At 63.2% G+C, this 18,501-nt stretch carries 15 protein-coding genes; 7 read left to right on the top strand and 8 right to left on the bottom strand.

The annotated features are described in order from the left end of the window. Positions 1-5: 5 nt before the first annotated feature. The 6 genes from LOY45_RS04725 to mreB all read right to left on the bottom strand — a co-directional run bounded on the left by LOY45_RS04725 (position 6) and on the right by mreB (position 8,870). Positions 6-3,821 carry a YhdP family protein gene (locus LOY45_RS04725; protein WP_258578810.1) on the bottom strand — a complete coding sequence of 1,272 codons (3,816 nt, stop codon included), beginning with the start codon at positions 3,819-3,821 and terminating at the stop codon, positions 6-8. Between the two features lie 88 nt (positions 3,822-3,909). After that, positions 3,910-5,367: a ribonuclease G gene (rng, locus tag LOY45_RS04720; protein WP_010223400.1), complete on the bottom strand. Its 1,458-nt coding sequence runs from the start codon at positions 5,365-5,367 to the stop codon at positions 3,910-3,912. Positions 5,368-5,447: 80 nt separating this feature from the next. Next, the gene (locus tag LOY45_RS04715) at positions 5,448-6,050 is read right to left on the bottom strand and encodes a Maf family protein (protein WP_233673292.1); all 603 of its coding nucleotides are present in this window, start codon (positions 6,048-6,050) and stop codon (positions 5,448-5,450) included. 35 nt (positions 6,051-6,085) lie between these two features. After that, positions 6,086-6,574 (bottom strand): rod shape-determining protein MreD, encoded by a 489-nt coding sequence (gene mreD, locus LOY45_RS04710; RefSeq protein WP_010223402.1) that lies wholly within the window; start codon positions 6,572-6,574, stop codon positions 6,086-6,088. Beyond that, positions 6,574-7,635 (bottom strand): rod shape-determining protein MreC, encoded by a 1,062-nt coding sequence (mreC, locus tag LOY45_RS04705; RefSeq protein WP_420832718.1) that lies wholly within the window; start codon positions 7,633-7,635, stop codon positions 6,574-6,576. The genes mreD and mreC overlap by 1 nt, the downstream gene beginning before the upstream one ends. A 197-nt stretch (positions 7,636-7,832) precedes the next feature. Then, positions 7,833-8,870 carry a rod shape-determining protein MreB gene (mreB, locus tag LOY45_RS04700; protein WP_008371426.1) on the bottom strand — a complete coding sequence of 346 codons (1,038 nt, stop codon included), beginning with the start codon at positions 8,868-8,870 and terminating at the stop codon, positions 7,833-7,835. 202 nt (positions 8,871-9,072) lie between these two features. Between mreB and gatC the strand changes: the two genes are divergently transcribed. The 6 genes from gatC to LOY45_RS04670 all read left to right on the top strand — a co-directional run bounded on the left by gatC (position 9,073) and on the right by LOY45_RS04670 (position 14,288). Further along, on the top strand, positions 9,073-9,360 hold the full coding sequence (gatC, locus tag LOY45_RS04695) for an Asp-tRNA(Asn)/Glu-tRNA(Gln) amidotransferase subunit GatC (RefSeq protein WP_115088600.1): 288 nt from the start codon (positions 9,073-9,075) through the stop codon (positions 9,358-9,360). A 16-nt stretch (positions 9,361-9,376) separates the two neighbouring features. Then, entirely contained in the window at positions 9,377-10,828 is a 1,452-nt protein-coding gene (gene gatA, locus LOY45_RS04690) for an Asp-tRNA(Asn)/Glu-tRNA(Gln) amidotransferase subunit GatA (protein ID WP_258578809.1), read from the top strand. 11 nt (positions 10,829-10,839) lie between these two features. Then, the gene (gene gatB, locus LOY45_RS04685) at positions 10,840-12,285 is read left to right on the top strand and encodes an Asp-tRNA(Asn)/Glu-tRNA(Gln) amidotransferase subunit GatB (RefSeq protein ID WP_258578808.1); all 1,446 of its coding nucleotides are present in this window, start codon (positions 10,840-10,842) and stop codon (positions 12,283-12,285) included. 137 nt (positions 12,286-12,422) lie between these two features. Then, positions 12,423-12,794, top strand: a complete 372-nt coding sequence (locus LOY45_RS04680) for a septal ring lytic transglycosylase RlpA family protein (protein WP_115088603.1) — start codon at positions 12,423-12,425, stop codon at positions 12,792-12,794. Between the two features lie 62 nt (positions 12,795-12,856). Next, positions 12,857-13,900, top strand: a complete 1,044-nt coding sequence (locus LOY45_RS04675) for a calcium/sodium antiporter (RefSeq protein ID WP_233673386.1) — start codon at positions 12,857-12,859, stop codon at positions 13,898-13,900. Between the two features lie 10 nt (positions 13,901-13,910). Further along, positions 13,911-14,288 carry a carboxymuconolactone decarboxylase family protein gene (locus LOY45_RS04670; protein WP_258578807.1) on the top strand — a complete coding sequence of 126 codons (378 nt, stop codon included), beginning with the start codon at positions 13,911-13,913 and terminating at the stop codon, positions 14,286-14,288. Between the two features lie 22 nt (positions 14,289-14,310). On the opposite strand, the gene LOY45_RS04665 is transcribed toward LOY45_RS04670, so the two are convergent. Beyond that, complete coding sequence (locus LOY45_RS04665; RefSeq protein WP_115088605.1) at positions 14,311-15,684, bottom strand: amino acid permease; 1,374 nt, start codon at positions 15,682-15,684, stop codon at positions 14,311-14,313. Positions 15,685-15,736: 52 nt separating this feature from the next. Further along, the gene (locus LOY45_RS04660; protein ID WP_115088606.1) at positions 15,737-16,678 is read right to left on the bottom strand and encodes an AEC family transporter; all 942 of its coding nucleotides are present in this window, start codon (positions 16,676-16,678) and stop codon (positions 15,737-15,739) included. 182 nt (positions 16,679-16,860) lie between these two features. Between LOY45_RS04660 and LOY45_RS04655 the strand changes: the two genes are divergently transcribed. After that, the gene (locus LOY45_RS04655; protein WP_115088607.1) at positions 16,861-18,501 is read left to right on the top strand and encodes a phospholipase; all 1,641 of its coding nucleotides are present in this window, start codon (positions 16,861-16,863) and stop codon (positions 18,499-18,501) included.

Raw genomic sequence — 18,501 nt, 5'->3', positions numbered from 1 at the left:
GGCTCCTAGCGCGATTTTTCGAAGGGTTTGATAAAGCTAATCTTAGGCTCTTTCCACGGCCCCTCGACGCGATAATGCACACTGGCGTAACGCGCCACCCGATCACCGAGCAGCCGGTCGACCAGGAACAGCGCCCCGCCGATGGCCGGCGCTCCGACAATCAGCGCGGCAATCGGCAGGTTGTTGGTCACCGGCAAGGTGACCAGCAGGTTGGCATCGACCCGGTCGCGGACCATGTCCAGGGTACCGTCCAGTTCAAGATTGCTCGAGGGGCCGGTCACGGTGATCGGTTCACGGGTCACATAGACCCCCTCACTGGCCACCAGCAGGCCCTTGACCCGGTCGTAGCTCAGGCCTTTGTCGAGCAAGTCGGAAAAGTCCAGGCGCAGGCGCCGGCCAATCGAGTTGAAATTGAGCAGGCCGAACACCCGCAGGGCCTGGGCACCGCCTTCGACTTCAACGAACTGGCCCTTGCGCAAGGCGGCATCGAGGCTACCGGAGAAACGCTTGAGACCGACCCAGGCCGGTGAGCCGGGCCAGCGACCATCGACATCCAGGCGAAAATCTCGGCTGGTAACCGTCGGCGCGAAGTTGAAGGCCTTGAGGATGTCCGCCAGGTTCTTGCCTTCCAGGCGACCCTTGTACCAACTGCTGCTGGCTCCCGGGACGCCTTCCCAACCGCCGTTACCGTCGATCTGCAGGCCTTTGACGTTGACGTCCAGGTCATTGAGGGCGATGCCCTTGGCGGTCGGGCGGACTTTTACCGCCCAGCTGCCGAGCGGGTCGTCACCGCGGAACAGCTTGTCGATCGATAGATCAACGGCCGGAATCTTGCGCGGATCGATGCTGGCCATCGGGTCCGGGCCATCATCGGAAGTAGTTTCAGCAGGGTCGGCAGCCGGCAGGTGAATGGTCTGCAGGTTGATCACCATCGGCGCGCCCTTGGCATCAGGGATGCGTGCGTTGCCGATGACTTCCTTGCTGTCCAGGCGCACGGCCCACAGGTTGCCGCCGCGGTCCACACGCACCACCGCCTGGGCCAGGTTCAGGCCAAAGCCCTTGAGCTGGCCGATGCTCAGGTCGACGCCGCGCAGCATCTGCTTGGCGCTGCCACCGGGGTCGTTACCGGCAACGCGATCAAGCTGTTTCTGCCAGGGTTCCAGGTCCAGCTCTGCCAGACGACCACGCACCCGCAGGCCCTGGCCCGGTGGCAACTGGGCGGTCCCGGCGCCGAAGAGCAATTCGCCGCGACCCTGGTCGAGCTTGTCCATGGGCGCCGCATAGATCGCCTTGGCGACATCGGCGTAAGTGACATTGAACCGCCGCTCCGGCCCCTGCAGGCTCATGCTGAACTGGCTGTTGCGAGTCTCGTTGGCGGCCTTGCCGAAAGGCGCGGGCAAGTCCACCGCCAGGCCCTTGAGGCTGGAATCGACCGTCAGCTGGTTGTCGCGACTGCCCAGGCTCACCTGCAACTGATAAGGCAATTCGCCGGACAGCGGCAAGGTTTGCTTGAGCTGCAGCCAGTCAGTCAGTGCCTTGAGGGGCATCTGACCTTTGGCGTTGACCCGTGTCTGCAACTGACCAGGCTTGCCTTCGGCAAAGATTTGCGCGGTCATCGGCTTGTCGAAGGCCCGCGCGCTGATGTTCTCGCCACTCAGGCCCTTGTCGAAGTCAAAGCGGAAGTCGCCCTTGAGCTGGTGCAACTCCAGGGCGGGCGAGGCGATCTTCAGCCGTGCGTCGCGGGTATCGAAGTCGACCACGATCTTCGGTTGCTGGCCTTTGGCCAAGGGGATATCCAGCTTCAACTTGCCCTTGAGGCTGCCCTCGCCTTCCCAGCCGGCGAAAATCTGCCCGGTACCGATAGGCGCATCCTGGAGGATTTTCAGGCCGTCACCGAGCCCGCCGTCGAATTCGCCGTCCAGATACAGGTGATTGTGTTCACCGGCCGCAACATGGGGAATGTTGACCGCCACGTTACGCACCTGGGTATTGAGCAATTGCCCGCTTTGCGCCTTGATGCGTACGCCATCGTCGTCGATGAAGACATCACCCGTGACTTTCTGCACCTGCGGCCAGCCCGGCTGGAAATCCAGTGCGGCATCGTGGACCTTGAAGAACAGGCTGATACTGCGGGCCTGCTCCGCGGCACCATGATTGAGCGAACCCTGGTACTGGAAATAACCTTCATCGACCGCGCCTTTGAGGATTGCCGTGCGCAGCCACTCATCCAGCGCCGGGCTGAGCACCTCGGGCAGGTACTTGGCGGTGTAACGACCATCACCCTCGACCAGGCCGACGCGCAGGTCCATGTAATCTTCGCGGGTTTCATCGAACAGCAGGCGAATCAGGAAGTCGCCAGCGATCTTGCCCTCTTCGCCCAGCACCTTGAGATACGGTGCAATCAGGGTGAAGCCTTCCTGGTCCAGGCGCCAGGTCAGACGCGCGTTGGCCTTCTGGTAGTGCCAGGGTTTTTCGAAGATCGGGTACAGGTGCAGCATGAAGGCATCGGTATCCAGGCGCAGTTCGCCCTGACCGAGGTCGCCGCTGATGCTGCCGCTGACATTCCCAGCGGCCGGGGCACCGTGGTAGGCGTCGAAGCCAACCCGCTCCAGGTTGGCGGCAAAGCTCAAGCGCTGGTCACCGGTCGCTTTGGGCCGGACGTCCAGGCGCACATTGCGCAAGGCGCCGGTGACCTTGAGGCCATCGACCACGGCCATGAGTTTTTCCGGCAGCGGCGCCAGTGCATCGACCAACGGGGTAACCGGCGTCAGATCGAGGCGGTCGGCCTGGATCTGCCAGGTTTCTTCGCTCGATTCAGTGGCGGCCGTCTGCTTGAGCTGCAGGTGGGACTCCCAACGGGTCTTGCCCAGGCTCATGGCCAGCGAGTCGACCAGTACGTCAACGCCCTTTTCGCCTCGCTGGAACCAGGCATTGAGGGCCAGGTTGTCGATCTGCACCGGCTTGCGTTCGGTATAGTTACCGCGCAGCTCCGGCGCATTGAGGCGAACCATCGCGCTCTGCAGCTGGCCCTTGCCCCAGTTCACCCAGAACTCGCCGCCCGCACGCAGTTCGGCAGCCTGCCACTTGCCCAGCAGGCGCGGCGGCAGCCAGCGCGCCCAGTCGCTCTGGGGCAGGCTGAGGTAGGCATCGATTTCACCATCGCGCCACTGGCTGGGGCGAATGCGGCTGCGCAGGCTCAACGCCAGCGGCTGGCCATCGGGCAGGGTCACCCGCGCGTCCAGGCGCTGACGCACGCTGCCCGTCTGCAGGCCGAGACTGACGTAGGTGAGGGTCATGGGGTCGCGCTGGAACGGCTCCAGGGTCACCTGGCTGTCGACCACCGTGACTTTGGACACAACCTGTACCTGCTTGAGCAGTTGTTCGGGGTCCAGCGGCTGGTCGTCTTTTTTCGGCAACCCTTCCAGGGCCCAGGCGCCGCTTTCATCTTCGCGCAGGCTCAGGTGCAGGCCGCCGACTTCAAGGTTAGCCAGGCGCACCTGGCGCTGAACCAGACTGGCCCAGAGGTCAGGCACCAGCTTGACGCCATCCAGGCGCAGGGCACTCGGCCCTTCGCCGACCTGGATGTCGCGTACCCGCACTATCGGCGCCAGGCCGCTCCAGTGCCCTTCCAGGGCGCCGATATGCACCGGCATGCCCAGGGCCTGCTCGGCCTTGTCTTCGACTTCGGCCCGGTACTCGGCCACCAGCGGGATGAACTGCCGGCCAAGACTGACATACAACGCCACCAGAACCGCCAGCAAGGCACTGATGCCCAGCCCCCAGCGGGTCAAGGCGCCGAGAACGCGCATCAGTCGTTCCATGCCAGTGGCCCTCCGGTTCGTGCCTTAACTATGGCCGCAAGCCGGCGGTTTGCCAGCCCGGACAGCGCGCATTGGTGTTCAGACCGAGTCAGAGCAGCACCACATCGTATTGTTCCTGGGAATACATGGACTCGACCTGGAAGCGAATGGTTCGGCCGATGAAGGCTTCGAGCTCGGCAACGTTGCCCGATTCCTCGTCCAGCAGGCGGTCGACCACCTTCTGGTTGGCTAATACTCTATAGCCTTCGGCCTGATAGGCGCGGGCTTCACGAAGGATCTCGCGAAAAATCTCGTAACAGACAGTTTCGGGGGTTTTCAGCTTGCCGCGTCCCTGGCAGCAATAGCACGGCTCGCACAGCACCTGCTCGAGGCTTTCGCGGGTGCGCTTGCGGGTCATCTGCACCAGCCCAAGCTCGGTGATGCCTATGATGTTGGTCTTGGCATGGTCGCGCTCCAGCTGTTTTTCCAGGGTGCGCAGCACCTGGCGCTGGTGTTCTTCATCTTCCATGTCGATGAAGTCGATGATGATGATCCCGCCGATGTTGCGCAGGCGCAGTTGCCGGGCAATGGCGGTGGCCGCCTCCAGATTGGTCTTGAAGATGGTCTCTTCGAGGTTGCGGTGGCCGACAAAGGCCCCGGTGTTGACGTCGATGGTGGTCATCGCCTCGGCCGGGTCGACCACCAGGTAGCCGCCGGACTTGAGCGGGACCTTGCGGTCGAGGGCGCGCTGGATCTCGTCTTCGACGCCATAAAGGTCGAAGATCGGCCGCTCGCCTGGGTAATGTTCCAGACGATCGGCGATCTCTGGCATCAGTTCGGCGACGAACTGCGTGGTTTTCTGGAAGGTTTCCCGCGAGTCGATACGGATCTTCTCGATTTTCGGGTTGACCAGGTCGCGCAGGGTACGCAGGGCCAGGCCCAGGTCTTCGTAGATTTCGGTCGGCGCGCCGACGGTCTTGATCTGGGTGCCGATCTGCTCCCAGAGCCTGCGCAGGTAGCGGATGTCCATGAGGATTTCATCGGCCCCGGCGCCTTCGGCGGCGGTACGCAGGATGAAACCGCCGGCGTCCTGGATGTTTTCCTGGGCGATGCAGTCGGTGACCACCTGCTTGAGGCGCTCACGCTCGGCCTCGTCTTCGATCTTCAGGGAAATGCCGACATGACTGGTGCGCGGCATGTACACCAGGTAACGGGACGGGATCGACAACTGGGTGGTCAGGCGCGCGCCCTTGGAGCCGATCGGGTCCTTGGTCACCTGCACCACCAGGCTCTGTCCTTCATGCACCAGGGCACTGATGCTCTCGACCGACGAGCCTTCGCGCAGGGAAATTTCCGAGGCGTGAATGAACGCTGCGCGGTCCAGGCCGATGTCGACGAACGCCGCCTGCATGCCCGGCAGCACCCGCACCACCTTGCCTTTGTAGATGTTACCGACGATGCCACGGCGCTGGGTGCGCTCGACATGCACCTCCTGCAGTACACCATTTTCCACCACCGCCACGCGTGATTCCATCGGTGTGATGTTGATCAGAATCTCTTCACTCATGGCAGGCTCTCGTCAAAGGAATTCAGTAATGATGGATCGCTCGCGGGCGACTGGCTAGGGCTGTTCTGGCTTATCCTCGCTCAACGGGCCGGCAGGCGCTGCCAGCAAGGGATGCCGAATTGACCGAGCAGCTCGGCGGTTTCATTCAGCGGCAGGCCGACCACCGCCGAATAGCTGCCTTCAAGGCGTTGTACGAAAACTGCCCCCAGACCCTGTATGGCATAGCTGCCGGCCTTGTCGGCCGGTTCGCCGCTGGCCCAGTAGGCCTCGGCTTCCTCAGCACCGATGGAGCGAAACAGCACATGGCTGCTGACACTGACGCTCAGGCAACGCTGATGATCGGCCACGGCGACGGCGGTCAGCACCTGATGCTCGCGCCCGGAAAGGGCTGCCAGCATCGCCAGGGCATCTTCGCGGTGTTGTGGCTTGCCGAGAATTCGACCTTCGAGCACCACGGCGGTATCGGCACCCAGCACCGCTACCGGGCTGTCGTCACCCTGGGGCAACGACGCCAGGCCGGCGCAGGCTTTTTCCCGCGCCAGACGCTCGACATACGCCTCGGCCAATTCGGCGGGCAGCGGCGTCTCGTCGATCGCGGCACTCAGCGAAGTAAAGGGAATGCCGATCTGGGTGAGCAACTCACGGCGGCGTGGCGAGCCAGAGGCCAGGTACAGCAGGGTCATCTTGACGTCTCCCTGTCAGCGTCGAATGTGAGTGCTCAGTTGATGCTCAGGCGGCGGCGCAGACCACGCAGGCCATAGCTGATCCACGGCCAGAGCAAGGCGCTGATGACCGCCGACCAGATCAGCGCCAGGGTCGGCAGGCGGTTGCCGGTCAGGGCACTGAGCCACAGCTGGATCAACTGGGCCAGGCCGAAGATCACCAGGATCACCAGGCTCTGCTGCCACATGGGGAACATCCGCAAACGCTGTTGCAACGACAGCACCAGGAAGGTGATCAGGGTCAGCACCAGGGCGTTCTGCCCCAGCAAGGTGCCATACAGCACGTCCTCGGCCAGGCCCAGGACGAATGCGGTGGTCATGCCCACCCGGTGCGGCAGGGCCAGGGTCCAGAAGGCCAGCAGCAGTGCCAGCCACATCGGCCGGAACACTTCGGCGAAGGGCAGCATCGGCGATACGCTGAGCAGCATACCGATCAGAAAGGTCAGCCAGACGACCCAGCCATTACGGCTGCGGGTGCTTACCATCAGTGTCTCTCCCGGGAAATGACTGGCGCGCCCGGCGTTGCAGCAGGGGCTGCGGGGGCTGCCGTGGCGGGCGGATGGGCACTGGTTGCCGGAGTGGCGGGTGCGGCAGGCGCTGGTGCTGCTGGCGTCGAAGCGGACGCTGCCGGTGTGACCGCAGCAGGCACAGCCGGGGACGTGGCCGGCGCAGTACCCGCCGCCGAAGCAGGCAGGCCCTGACGATCAGCCTGTTCCTGGGCAATCGCGGCATCGCTGGCACGTTGCTCGGGCGAACGGCTGTCGGTGAACACCAACAGCAGGTAGCGGCTGCGGTTAAGCGCAGCCGTCGGGATCGCCCGGACGATGGCAAACGGCTGGCCGGAGTCGTGGATCACTTCCTTGACCGTGGCCACCGGGTAGCCAGCCGGGAAGCGCTGACCGAGGCCCGAGCTGACCAGCAGGTCGCCTTCCTTGATGTCGGCGGTGTCGGCAACGTGGCGCAGCTCAAGGCGCTCCGGGTTGCCGGTACCGCTGGCAATCGCCCGCAAGCCGTTGCGGTTGACCTGCACCGGAATGCTGTGGGTGGTGTCGGTGAGCAGCAATACCCGCGCGGTGTAGGGCATCAGTTCGACCACCTGGCCCATCAGGCCACGTGCGTCGAGCACCGGCTGACCGAGGACCACGCCATCGCGCTCGCCCTTGTTGATCAGGATCCGGTGGGTGAAAGGATTGGGATCGACGCCGATCAATTCGGCGACTTCGACCTTCTCGTTGACCAGCGCCGACGAGTTGAGCAACTCGCGCAGACGCACGTTCTGCTCGGTCAGGGCCGCCAGCTTCTGCAGGCGACCTTGCAGCAGCAAGGCTTCGGTCTTGAGTTTCTCGTTTTCGGCAGCGAGTTCGGTACGGCTGCCAAACTGGCTGGCAACCCCCTGCCACAAGCGCTGGGGCAGATCGGTAACCAGGTAGGACGGCATCAGCACCAGGCCCATCTGGCTGCGCAGAGGCTTGAGCAGGGTGAAGCGTGCATCGACCACCATCAGGGTGATCGACAGCACAACCAGCACGAGCAGGTGTACGCCCAGCGAAGGGCCCTTGGCGAAAAGCGGTTTAATGGGCCGCTCCTCGTGGACGACGATTCAAGAGGTCATTCATACGGCAACGCACCGGCCTGCTTGCGGATTGACGGAAAACGACGCCCACACGGACGTCAGCCCAGCACATACAGGTAGCACTGTGGGCACTACCTGTAAACCGGGCGGCGTGAACTGCAGGCTCCGGCTTATTCGCTGGAGAGCAGGTCCATGGTGTGTTTGTCCATCATTTCCAGGGCACGGCCACCACCGCGAGCCACGCAGGTCAGCGGGTCTTCGGCGACGATTACCGGCAGGCCGGTTTCCTGGGCCAGCAGCTTGTCGAGGTCGCGCAGCAGGGCGCCACCACCGGTCAGCACCAGGCCACGCTCGGCGATGTCCGAAGCCAGCTCTGGCGGCGATTGCTCCAGGGCGCTCTTGACCGCCTGGACGATGGTCGCCAGGGATTCCTGCAGGGCTTCAAGCACTTCATTGGAATTCAGGGTGAAGGCACGTGGCACGCCCTCGGCCAGGTTGCGGCCGCGGACATCGACTTCACGGACTTCGCCGCCCGGGTAGGCAGTACCGATTTCCTGCTTGATGCGCTCAGCGGTGGATTCACCGATCAGGCTACCGTAGTTGCGACGTACGTAGGTGACAATGGCTTCGTCGAAACGGTCGCCACCGACCCGTACGGATTCGGCGTAAACCACACCGTTCAGGGAGATCAGCGCGATTTCAGTGGTACCACCACCGATATCGACGACCATCGAACCGCGGGCTTCTTCAACCGGCAGGCCGGCACCAATGGCGGCCGCCATCGGCTCTTCGATCAGGAACACTTCGCGGGCACCGGCGCCCAGCGCCGACTCGCGAATGGCCCGGCGCTCGACCTGGGTCGATTTGCACGGCACGCAGATCAGAACCCGCGGGCTTGGCTGCAGGAAGCTGTTCTCGTGAACCTTGTTGATGAAGTACTGCAGCATTTTTTCGCAAACGCTGAAGTCGGCGATCACGCCGTCTTTCATCGGACGAATGGCAGCAATGTTGCCAGGCGTACGGCCCAGCATGCGCTTGGCCTCGGTACCGACAGCGACGACACTTTTCTGGTTGCCGTGAGTACGAATGGCCACAACCGATGGCTCATTCAGGACGATACCGCGCTCACGCACGTAAATAAGGGTGTTGGCAGTGCCCAGGTCGATGGAAAGATCGCTGGAAAACATGCCACGCAGTTTCTTGAACATGGGAAAGTGACCCTAGGCAACGCGTGGGTAAAAAAGTGCGGCAAACTCTAACAACGGCGGGGATTTTGGGCAAGGCACCAATATGTTAAATTGGCGGTTTTTCCGAGCAAGCCTGCACATGATCGCGGCCTTATGACCGTAATACTGCCAGCATGTTCCTCATCGCGGAGCAAATCCGTTTCTGTTTTCCCAGGAGATCCCCATGGCGCTTGAACGCTGCGACGTGGAAAAGATCGCTCATCTGGCCCGACTGGGCCTGAATGAAGGCGATCTGCCACGCACTACCGATGCCCTGAACAGTATTCTGGGACTGATCGACCAGATGCAAGCGGTCGACACCACTGGCATCGAGCCACTGGCCCACCCTCTGGAAGCCACTCAGCGCCTGCGCGCCGATGTGGTAACAGAAAGTAACCATCGCGACAGCTACCAGGCCATCGCCCCGTCGACGGAAGACGGCCTGTACCTGGTTCCGCAAGTCATCGAGTAAGGGAATAGAGCCTGCCATGCATCAACTGACCCTGGCCGAGATCGCCCGCGGACTCGCCGACAAGAAGTTTTCTTCCGAAGAGCTGACCCGTGCCCTGCTGGCGCGGATCAACCAGCTCGACCCGCAAATCAACAGCTTCATCAGCGTCACCGAAGAACTGGCCATCAGCCAGGCCCTGGCCGCCGACGCCCGCCGCGCCGCCGGCGAGAACGGCGCCCTGCTCGGCGCGCCGATCGGCCACAAGGACCTGTTCTGCACCCAGGGCATCCGCACCAGCTGCGGCTCGAAGATGCTCGACAACTTCAAGGCGCCGTACGACGCGACGGTGGTCAGCAAGCTGGCCGAAGCCGGCACCGTGACCCTGGGCAAGACCAACATGGACGAATTCGCCATGGGTTCGGCCAACGAGAGCAGCTACTACGGCGCGGTGAAAAACCCGTGGAACCTCGAGCACGTGCCCGGTGGTTCTTCCGGTGGTTCGGCTGCCGCGGTTGCCGCGCGCCTGCTGCCGGCAGCCACTGCCACCGACACCGGCGGCTCGATCCGCCAGCCGGCGGCACTCACCAGCCTGACCGGCCTGAAACCGACCTACGGTCGTGTTTCGCGTTGGGGCATGATCGCCTACGCGTCGAGCCTCGACCAGGGTGGCCCGCTGGCCCGTACCGCCGAAGACTGCGCGCTAATGCTGCAAGGCATGGCCGGCTTCGACCCCAAGGACTCCACCAGCATCGATGAACCGGTGCCGGACTACAGCGCCAGTCTCAACGCCTCGCTCCAGGGCCTGCGCATCGGCCTGCCGAAGGAATACTTCGGTGCCGGCCTCGATCCGCGCATCGCCGACCTGGTCCAGGCCAGCGTCAAAGAGCTGGAAAAGCTCGGCGCGGTGGTCAAGGAAATCAGCCTGCCGAACATGCAGCACGCGATTCCGGCCTACTACGTGATCGCCCCGGCAGAAGCCTCGTCCAACCTGTCGCGTTTCGACGGCGTGCGTTTCGGCTACCGCTGCGAGAACCCCGTCGACCTCACCGACCTGTACAAGCGCTCCCGTGGCGAAGGCTTCGGTGCCGAAGTGCAGCGCCGGATCATGGTCGGTACCTACGCTCTGTCGGCCGGTTACTACGATGCCTACTACCTGCAGGCGCAGAAAATCCGTCGCCTGATCAAGAACGACTTCATGGCTGCGTTCAACGACGTCGACGTCATTCTCGGCCCAACCACGCCAAACCTGGCCTGGAAAATCGGCGCCAAGAACAACGACCCGGTCGCTGAGTACCTGGAAGACGTCTACACCATCACCGCCAACCTCGCCGGCCTGCCAGGCCTGTCGATGCCGGCCGGTTTCGTCGATGGTCTGCCGGTTGGCGTGCAGTTGCTCGCGCCGTATTTCCACGAAGGCCGCCTGCTCAACGTCGCGCACCGCTATCAGCAAGTCACTGATTGGCACACTCGCGTACCTAACGGCTTCTGAGGGATCACCACATGCAATGGGAAGTTGTCATCGGGCTGGAGATTCATACCCAGCTCGCCACCCAGTCGAAGATTTTCTCCGGCAGCTCCACCACCTTCGGCTCCGAGCCGAACACCCAGGCCAGCCTGATCGACCTGGGCATGCCCGGCGTACTGCCGGTGCTGAACCAGGAAGCGGTGCGCATGGCCTGCATGTTCGGCCTGGCCATCGATGCCGAAATCGGCCAGCACAACGTGTTCGCGCGCAAGAACTACTTCTACCCTGACCTGCCCAAGGGCTACCAGATCAGCCAGATGGAACTGCCGATCGTCGGCAAGGGCCACCTGGACATCGCCCTCGAAGACGGCACCGTCAAGCGCGTCGGCATTACCCGTGCGCACCTTGAAGAAGACGCCGGCAAAAGCCTGCACGAAGACTTCAGCGGCTCCACCGGCATCGACCTCAACCGCGCCGGCACGCCACTGCTGGAGATCGTCTCCGAGCCGGACATGCGCAGCGCCAAAGAGGCTGTTGCCTACGTCAAGGCCATCCATGCCCTGGTGCGCTACCTGGGCATCTGCGACGGCAACATGGCCGAAGGCTCGTTGCGTTGCGACTGCAACGTTTCGGTTCGCCCGAAAGGCCAGGCCGAGTTCGGTACCCGCTGCGAGATCAAGAACGTCAACTCGTTCCGTTTCATCGAGCGCGCGATCAACACCGAAGTGCAGCGTCAGATCGAGCTGATCGAAGATGGCGACCGGGTCATCCAGGAAACCCGCCTGTATGATCCGAACAAGGACGAGACCCGCTCCATGCGTAGCAAGGAGGAAGCCAACGACTACCGTTACTTCCCCGACCCGGACCTGTTGCCGGTGGTCATCGAGAACGCCTTCCTCGAAGACATCCGCGCCACCCTGCCCGAGCTGCCACCGCAAAAGCACGAGCGTTTCCAGAGCCAGTTCGGCCTCTCGGCCTACGACGCCAACGTGCTGGCGACCAGCCGTGAGCAGGCTGACTACTTCGAACAGGTGGTCGGCGTGTGTGGCGATGCCAAGCTTGCCGCCAACTGGGTCATGGTCGAGCTGGGCAGCCTGCTCAACAAGCTGGGCGTGGAAATCGACCAGTCGCCGGTCAGCGCCGCGCACCTGGGCGGCATGCTCAAGCGCATCCTCGACAACACCATCAGCGGCAAGATTGCCAAGGTAGTGTTCGAGAAGATGGCCGCCGGCGACGGCGATGCCGACCAGATCATCGAAGCCGAGGGCCTGAAACAGGTCACCGACAGCGGTGCGATCGAGAAGGTCCTGGACGAAGTGTTGGCAGCCAACGCCGAGCAGGTCGAGCAGTACCGCGCCGCTGACGAAGCCAAGCGCGGCAAGATGTTCGGCTTCTTCGTCGGGCAGGCCATGAAAGCCTCCAAGGGCAAGGCCAACCCGCAGCAAGTGAACCAATTGCTCAAGAGCAAGCTCGAAGGGTAGTTCGCATTACCCTGTGGGAGCCGGCGTTGCCGGCGATGCAAGGCGAAGCCTTGCCAGTTTCTGGGGCTGCCGAGCAGCCCATCGCCGGCAACGCCGGCTCCCACAGGTGATCACTTCACCTCGGAGCAACTGATTTGATGTGGCGTCCCCTCAGCGCACTCGCGCTCTTCACCCTGCTGGCCGGCTGCGCCAGCCACGATATCGACTCCCGCGGTTACGACAAGACCGGCACCGCCTCCTATTACGGCTCCCGACACCACGGTAAACGCACCGCCAGTGGCGAAGCCTTCAACCAACACGGCATGACCGCTGCCCACCGTAGCCTGCCCTTCGGCACGCGGGTCAAAGTCACCAACCTCAACAACGAACGCAGCGTGGTAGTCCGCATCAACGACCGCGGCCCGCATACCCGTGGCCGGCTGATCGACCTGTCGCGCGCTGCCGCGGAAAAACTCGGGATGATCCGTAGCGGAACCGCGCGCGTACGGGTACAAAGTCTCAGCGACTGACCTGCCCCCGGAGCACGACCATTTTCGACCTGGCCGCTTTACCTACTTTCAGCCTGTTGCAACTGAGCATCGGCCTGCTGTTGCTGATCGCCGGCGCCGAACTGCTGGTACGCGCCGCCCTGCGCCTGGCCGCCAGCCTGCAAGTCCGACCACTGATCATCGGCCTGAGCCTGGTGGCATTCGGCAGCAGCGCACCGCAACTGACCGTCAGCCTGCAGGCGGCCTACACCGGCGCGCCGGATGTCGCCGTCGGCAGCGTGATCGGCAGCAACATCTTCAACATCCTGGTAACCCTGGGCCTGGCCGCGCTGATCATTCCGCTGCGGGTCTCGCGCCAGTTGGTGCGCCTGGACATCCCGTTGATGATCGTCGCCAGCCTGGCAGTGTACCTGCTGGCCTTCAACGAACTGCTGGGGCGCCTGGAGGGTGCCCTGCTGTTGTGCGGCCTGTTCGGCTACCTGGCGATACTCTGGCACCAGTCCCGACACCATGCCCGCACCTACCCTGCCCCCGGCCCGCGCCCGCAGCGTGGTGGCCGATTCTGGCTAGGGAGCGTGCTGTTGATGCTGGCCGGGCTAGGCCTGCTCAGCCTGGCCGGCCATCTGCTGCTGGAGGCAGCAGTGGAGGTAGCGCAGGACCTGGGGCTGTCGGAACGGGTCATCGGCCTGACCGTGGTGGCCGTCTGCACCTCCCTGCCGGAACTGGCCACCTCGCTGATCGCCGCCCTGCGTGGTGAGCGGGAGATCGCCGTAGGTAACGTCATCGGCAGCAATCTGTTCAACCTGCTGGCGGTACTCGGCCTGACCGCGCTGGTCGCCCCCGAGCCGCTGTCGATCTCGCCCAATGCCCTGGCCTTCGACCTGCCGGTGATGCTCGGGGTCGCGGTGCTGGCATTGCCAGTGTTCTACTCGGGTTACCGGGTGACGCGTGCCGAGGGGCTGGTGTTCCTCTGCCTGTACCTGGCTTATGGCCTGCATGTGGTGGCCTTCACCACCGGCATGCCGCTGGCCAGCCGACTTGAAAAACTGATGCTGTTCTACGCATTGCCAGCACTGGGGGCGTTGTTGCTGTACACCACCCTGCGTGCCTGGCGCCGCCAACACTAAGGAAAACAACATGGGCGACAACAACAAATCCGGCGAACAGGTTCGCCGCCAGGTCATGGGCGATGCCTTCGTCGATCGCGCACTGAACAACGCCACCGACTTCAGCCAGCCGCTGCAGGACTTCGTCAATGAGCATGCCTGGGGCAGCGTCTGGAGCCGCGAAGGCCTGCCGCTGAAAACCCGCAGCCTGATCACCCTCGCCGCCCTCACCGCACTCAAGTGCCCGCAAGAGCTCAAGGGCCACGTGCGCGGCGCCTTGAACAACGGTTGTACGGTCGAGGAGGTTCGTGAGGCGCTGCTGCACTGCGCGGTATACGCCGGCGTGCCGGCGGCGGTCGATGCCTTCCGCGCCGCCCAGGAAGTGATCGACAGCTACCAGCAGGGCTGATCGATCACTTAGGGCGAGGCCGTCAGTTGCTGACGACGGCGGCCTTCTGCCCCTTCTTCTTCAGCCAGAAAGCCACGCCCAGGGTGGCGATCCAGGCCGGGATCAGCATCACCGAGATGCGGATCGGCGGGGTCAGGTACATCACCACCAGAATCAGCCCGATGAACGCCAGGCACAGGTAGTTGGTCACCGGGTGGCCCCAGCTCCGGTAGAAGGTCGACTCGCCCGACGCCTGCTTGGCGCGGCGGAACTTCAGGTGGGTGATGCTGATGCTTGCCCAGTTGATCACCAGCGCCGATACCGCCAGCGCCATCAGCAGGCCGAAGGCCTCGCCCGGCATCAAGTAGTTGATCAGCACGCACAGGCCGGTGGCCAGGGCGGAAACCGCCAGTGCGGTCAGCGGCACGCCGCGGCGGTTGACCTTGAGCAGGGCACGCGGCGCGTCGCCCTGGCTGGCCAGGCCGAACAGCATGCGGCTGTTGCAGTACACGCAACTGTTGTACACCGACAGCGCGGCGGTCAATACCACCACGTTGAGGATGGTCGCCACCAGGTTGCTGTCCAGGTTGTGGAAGATCATCACGAACGGGCTGCCGCCCTGCACCACCTTCTGCCACGGGTACAGCGACAGCAGCACGGCCAGGGCGCCGATGTAGAAAATCAGGATGCGATAGACCACCTGGTTGGTGGCGCGCGGTATGCTGTGGCGCGGATCGTCGGCTTCGGCGGCGGTGATACCAACCAGCTCCAGGCCGCCGAAAGAGAACATGATCACCGCCATGGCCATCAGCAAACCGGTGAAGCCATTGGGGAAGAAGCCGCCGTACTGCCAGAGGTTGGCCACGCTGGCATCCGGCCCGCCATTACCGCTGGCCAGCAGCCAGGCGCCAAAGCCGATCATGCTGACGATGGCGATGACCTTGACCAGGGCGAACCAGAACTCCATCTCGCCATAGACCTTCACCTGGGTGAGGTTGATCAGGTTGATCACCACGAAGAAGATCGCCGCCGTCGCCCAGGTCGGGAAGTCCGGCCACCAGTACTGCACGTAGATGCCCACGGCCGTCAGCTCGGCCATGCCGACCAGGACGTAGACCACCCAGTAGTTCCAGCCGGAAACGAAACCGGCGAACTCGTTCCAGTAGCGGTGGGCAAAATGGCTGAAGCTGCCGGCAACCGGCTCGTCGACCACCATCTCGCCCAGCTGGCGCATGATGAAGAACGCCATCAGGCCGGCAATCGCGTACCCCAGCAGCACGGCCGGGCCGGCCATCTGAATGGTCTGGGCAATGCCCAGAAACAGGCCGGTACCGATGGCGCCACCCAGGGCAATCAACTGGATATGGCGATTTTTCAACCCGCGCTGTAATCGCTCTGGGGGGTTCTGTTCTTGCATGAAGTGTCCTTGAAGGTGGAAGGCAGTGTTGGCTTTATTGTCGGCACAGAATCTAGATCCAGCCGCCCCACTGCAAGAGGAAAATGCCGATATTCGTGGTTATGGCGGCCATCAGCGTGGTTATCACGATGATCGAGGCGGCCAGTTCATGGTTACCGTTGGCCGCTCGGGCCATGACATAACTGGCGGCGGCGGTCGGGCTACCGATGTACAGGAACAGGATGCCCAGCTCCGCCCCGCGAAAACCGCAAAGCCAGGCCGCCAGGGTGCCGATCACCGGCAGCCAGATCATCTTCACCAGGCTGGCGCTGACCGCCAGGCCGCCACTCTCACGCAGCGAAACCAGCGACAGGGTACCGCCGATGCAGATCAATGCCAGCGGCAGGGTCATCTGCGCCAGGTAATCGCCGGAGGTCAGCAGCCAGTTCGGCAGCGGCACTTGCCCGTAGGCCATGGGCGTGGCCAACAGCACGCTGATGATCAGCGGGTTGCGCAGGATACTCTTGAAGATGCTCCAGGGGTCGGACTTCATGCTCGGGCTGTACACCGCCAGCACCACCGACGACAGCGAGTTGTACAGCAGGATCACCAGGCCGGCGAGGATCGCCCCCAGCGAGATACCGTAATCGCCGTACATGCTCGCTGCCAGCGCCAGGCCGATGACCCCGTTATTGCCGCGGAAACCGCCCTGAGTGTAAATCCCGCGATCCTCGCGCGGGCAGCGCCACAGGGCCACCCCCCAGGCCAGGGCAAAACTGCCCAGAGTGGCTGCCACGAAAAACACCAGCAGCCCGGGTTTGACCGCTGCGGTCAGGTCGGCGTGATAAATCCCCAGAAACAGCAGCGCCGGCATGCACACGTTGAACACCAGCGACGACGCGGTGTGGATGAAGCCGTCGTTGATGGCCTTGATGCGCTTGAGCAGCACGCCCATGAACAGCATGGCGAACACCGGCGCCGTGATGTTCAGCGTCTGGATAAAAAGGGCGAGCATGCAGGGTGGTCCCGATGGCTGTCGTTAGGGGGCTAATGATACGTCAGCCATCCGTTGATGCCTCGCATTCTGACGTAAGAAAAAAGAATTGTTGACGTAGGAAATGGTTTGGATATGATCAATACAACTGTACATACATACAGTTATTTATCGAAATCCATGACATCTCAAAGGAGTTGAATATGTCAGGTATGCAAACCGGACTGCACGCCCAGAAGGCGCTCGCCACCACCGTGGTCGCCGACCTCGATGCCCTGTTCAGTGTCGACGGCATCAAGATTCCCGGCCCCGACACCCGCGTCGTATTGGTCATCGACGGCCACCACACCATCAAGTACCACCGCCTCGGCCTGCCGGCCAAACCGCCAGCCAGCGGCAAGCCGGTGCTGCGTTTTGAAGGCGGCGAACACACCGCCATCGGCGACAACGCCCTGCTGCGCTTCAGCCAGGACAGCGCGCCGATTCCAGCCTGGAAAGTCGCCCTGCACCTGGCCAATGGCCTGACCCTCAGTTACGGCCAGATCGTCGCTCTGGGCGGCGACTTCTATGGCATTCCCGAGCGGCCGATTGCCGATGGCGCCAATGCTGAAGAACGCGTCCAGCGTTTTGCTGCCGCCTTTGATTCGCTGGCCGTGCTTCCCGCCTCCCGGGAAGAAGCCGGCAAGATCCTCGCGGTCATGCAGCAAGAAATCGCCGCTGCCAACCAGGCGATCAAAGACGGTCGCCAGCCCCACGAAGCCTACGATCAGTTGGGCGATACCCTCTCGGAAGAATGGAACAAGATCACCGGCGGTGGCAGCTTCGTCTCGCCGATGTTCCCCCTGGGCCGCTACCTCAAGCTTGCCGCCAGCAACTGGGACCACTTTGGTGAATGGGCGCTGCTGGCCTACATCGCCGGGCACACCGCGGCCCTGCGCCAGGCCGTGAAAGCACGGGCCAGTGGCGATGACGGGCAACTGGAACTGGCCTACGCGATGAACGCCTTCGCTGATCACTTCCTCACCGACCTGTTCTCCGCCGGCCATGTGCGTGTACCGCGCAAGGCGATCAAGGACAACGTCACCCCGGCCGACCTCGGCTCGCTGATCTCGCGTTTCATGCACGATGAAGACAGCAAGTACGGCCTGGTGCTGCGCAATGCCCAGGGCGATACCTGGCGTGGTTATGGCGACAAGCGCTATTTCGACAGCATCGACGTGACCAACCGCAAGCAGGTGGGCCTGGCCGTGCAGAAGTCTGTCGATGAAATTTTCCAGGCTTTCGACACGGGCAATCTACCTGCGCCGACAGCCTACGGTGCGCTGCGCATCGCCGCCGACCTGCAGGCCGCAGTAGAAGGGCAAGTGCCGGGCAACTTCGCGCCGCTGTTTGCCCTGCGCAACGGCAAACTGATGCGCCGCGCCGACGTCAACAACCTCAATGACCCGGCGCAGATCGACAACTGGTGGGGCTGGAGTACTTACCTGCTGCTCAAGGACTACACCCCGAACAAACCCACCGGCCACCTCGAAGCCCCTGCCGGTGCCCCGAGCGTTCGCGCCGACGGCTGGCAGACCCAGGTGCCGAGCCAGCCAAACTGGCTGCCTGGTCATGCCGTGCGTTACGCAGTGAGTGTGGTCAACGGCCTGAACGAATCGTACATCGGCCCGTGGAGCGACTATGCCGAATTGACTGAGCGCTTCCAGCCGACCCTGACGGTGCCGGTGGACACCTCCGGCAAGTCTGTTTCGCGCAACCTGTTCCGCCAGTTCCGCGGCGGCTCGCCGGAACTGATCGCCTCGCTGGATGCGGGCACCACGACCTATATCGATCAACACCAGTGA

Source organism: Pseudomonas wadenswilerensis (genome assembly GCF_024749185.1).
GTDB lineage: Bacteria > Pseudomonadota > Gammaproteobacteria > Pseudomonadales > Pseudomonadaceae > Aquipseudomonas > Aquipseudomonas wadenswilerensis.
Note: the sequence above shows the minus strand (reverse complement) of the source record. Positions and strands in the feature narration are given on the sequence as shown.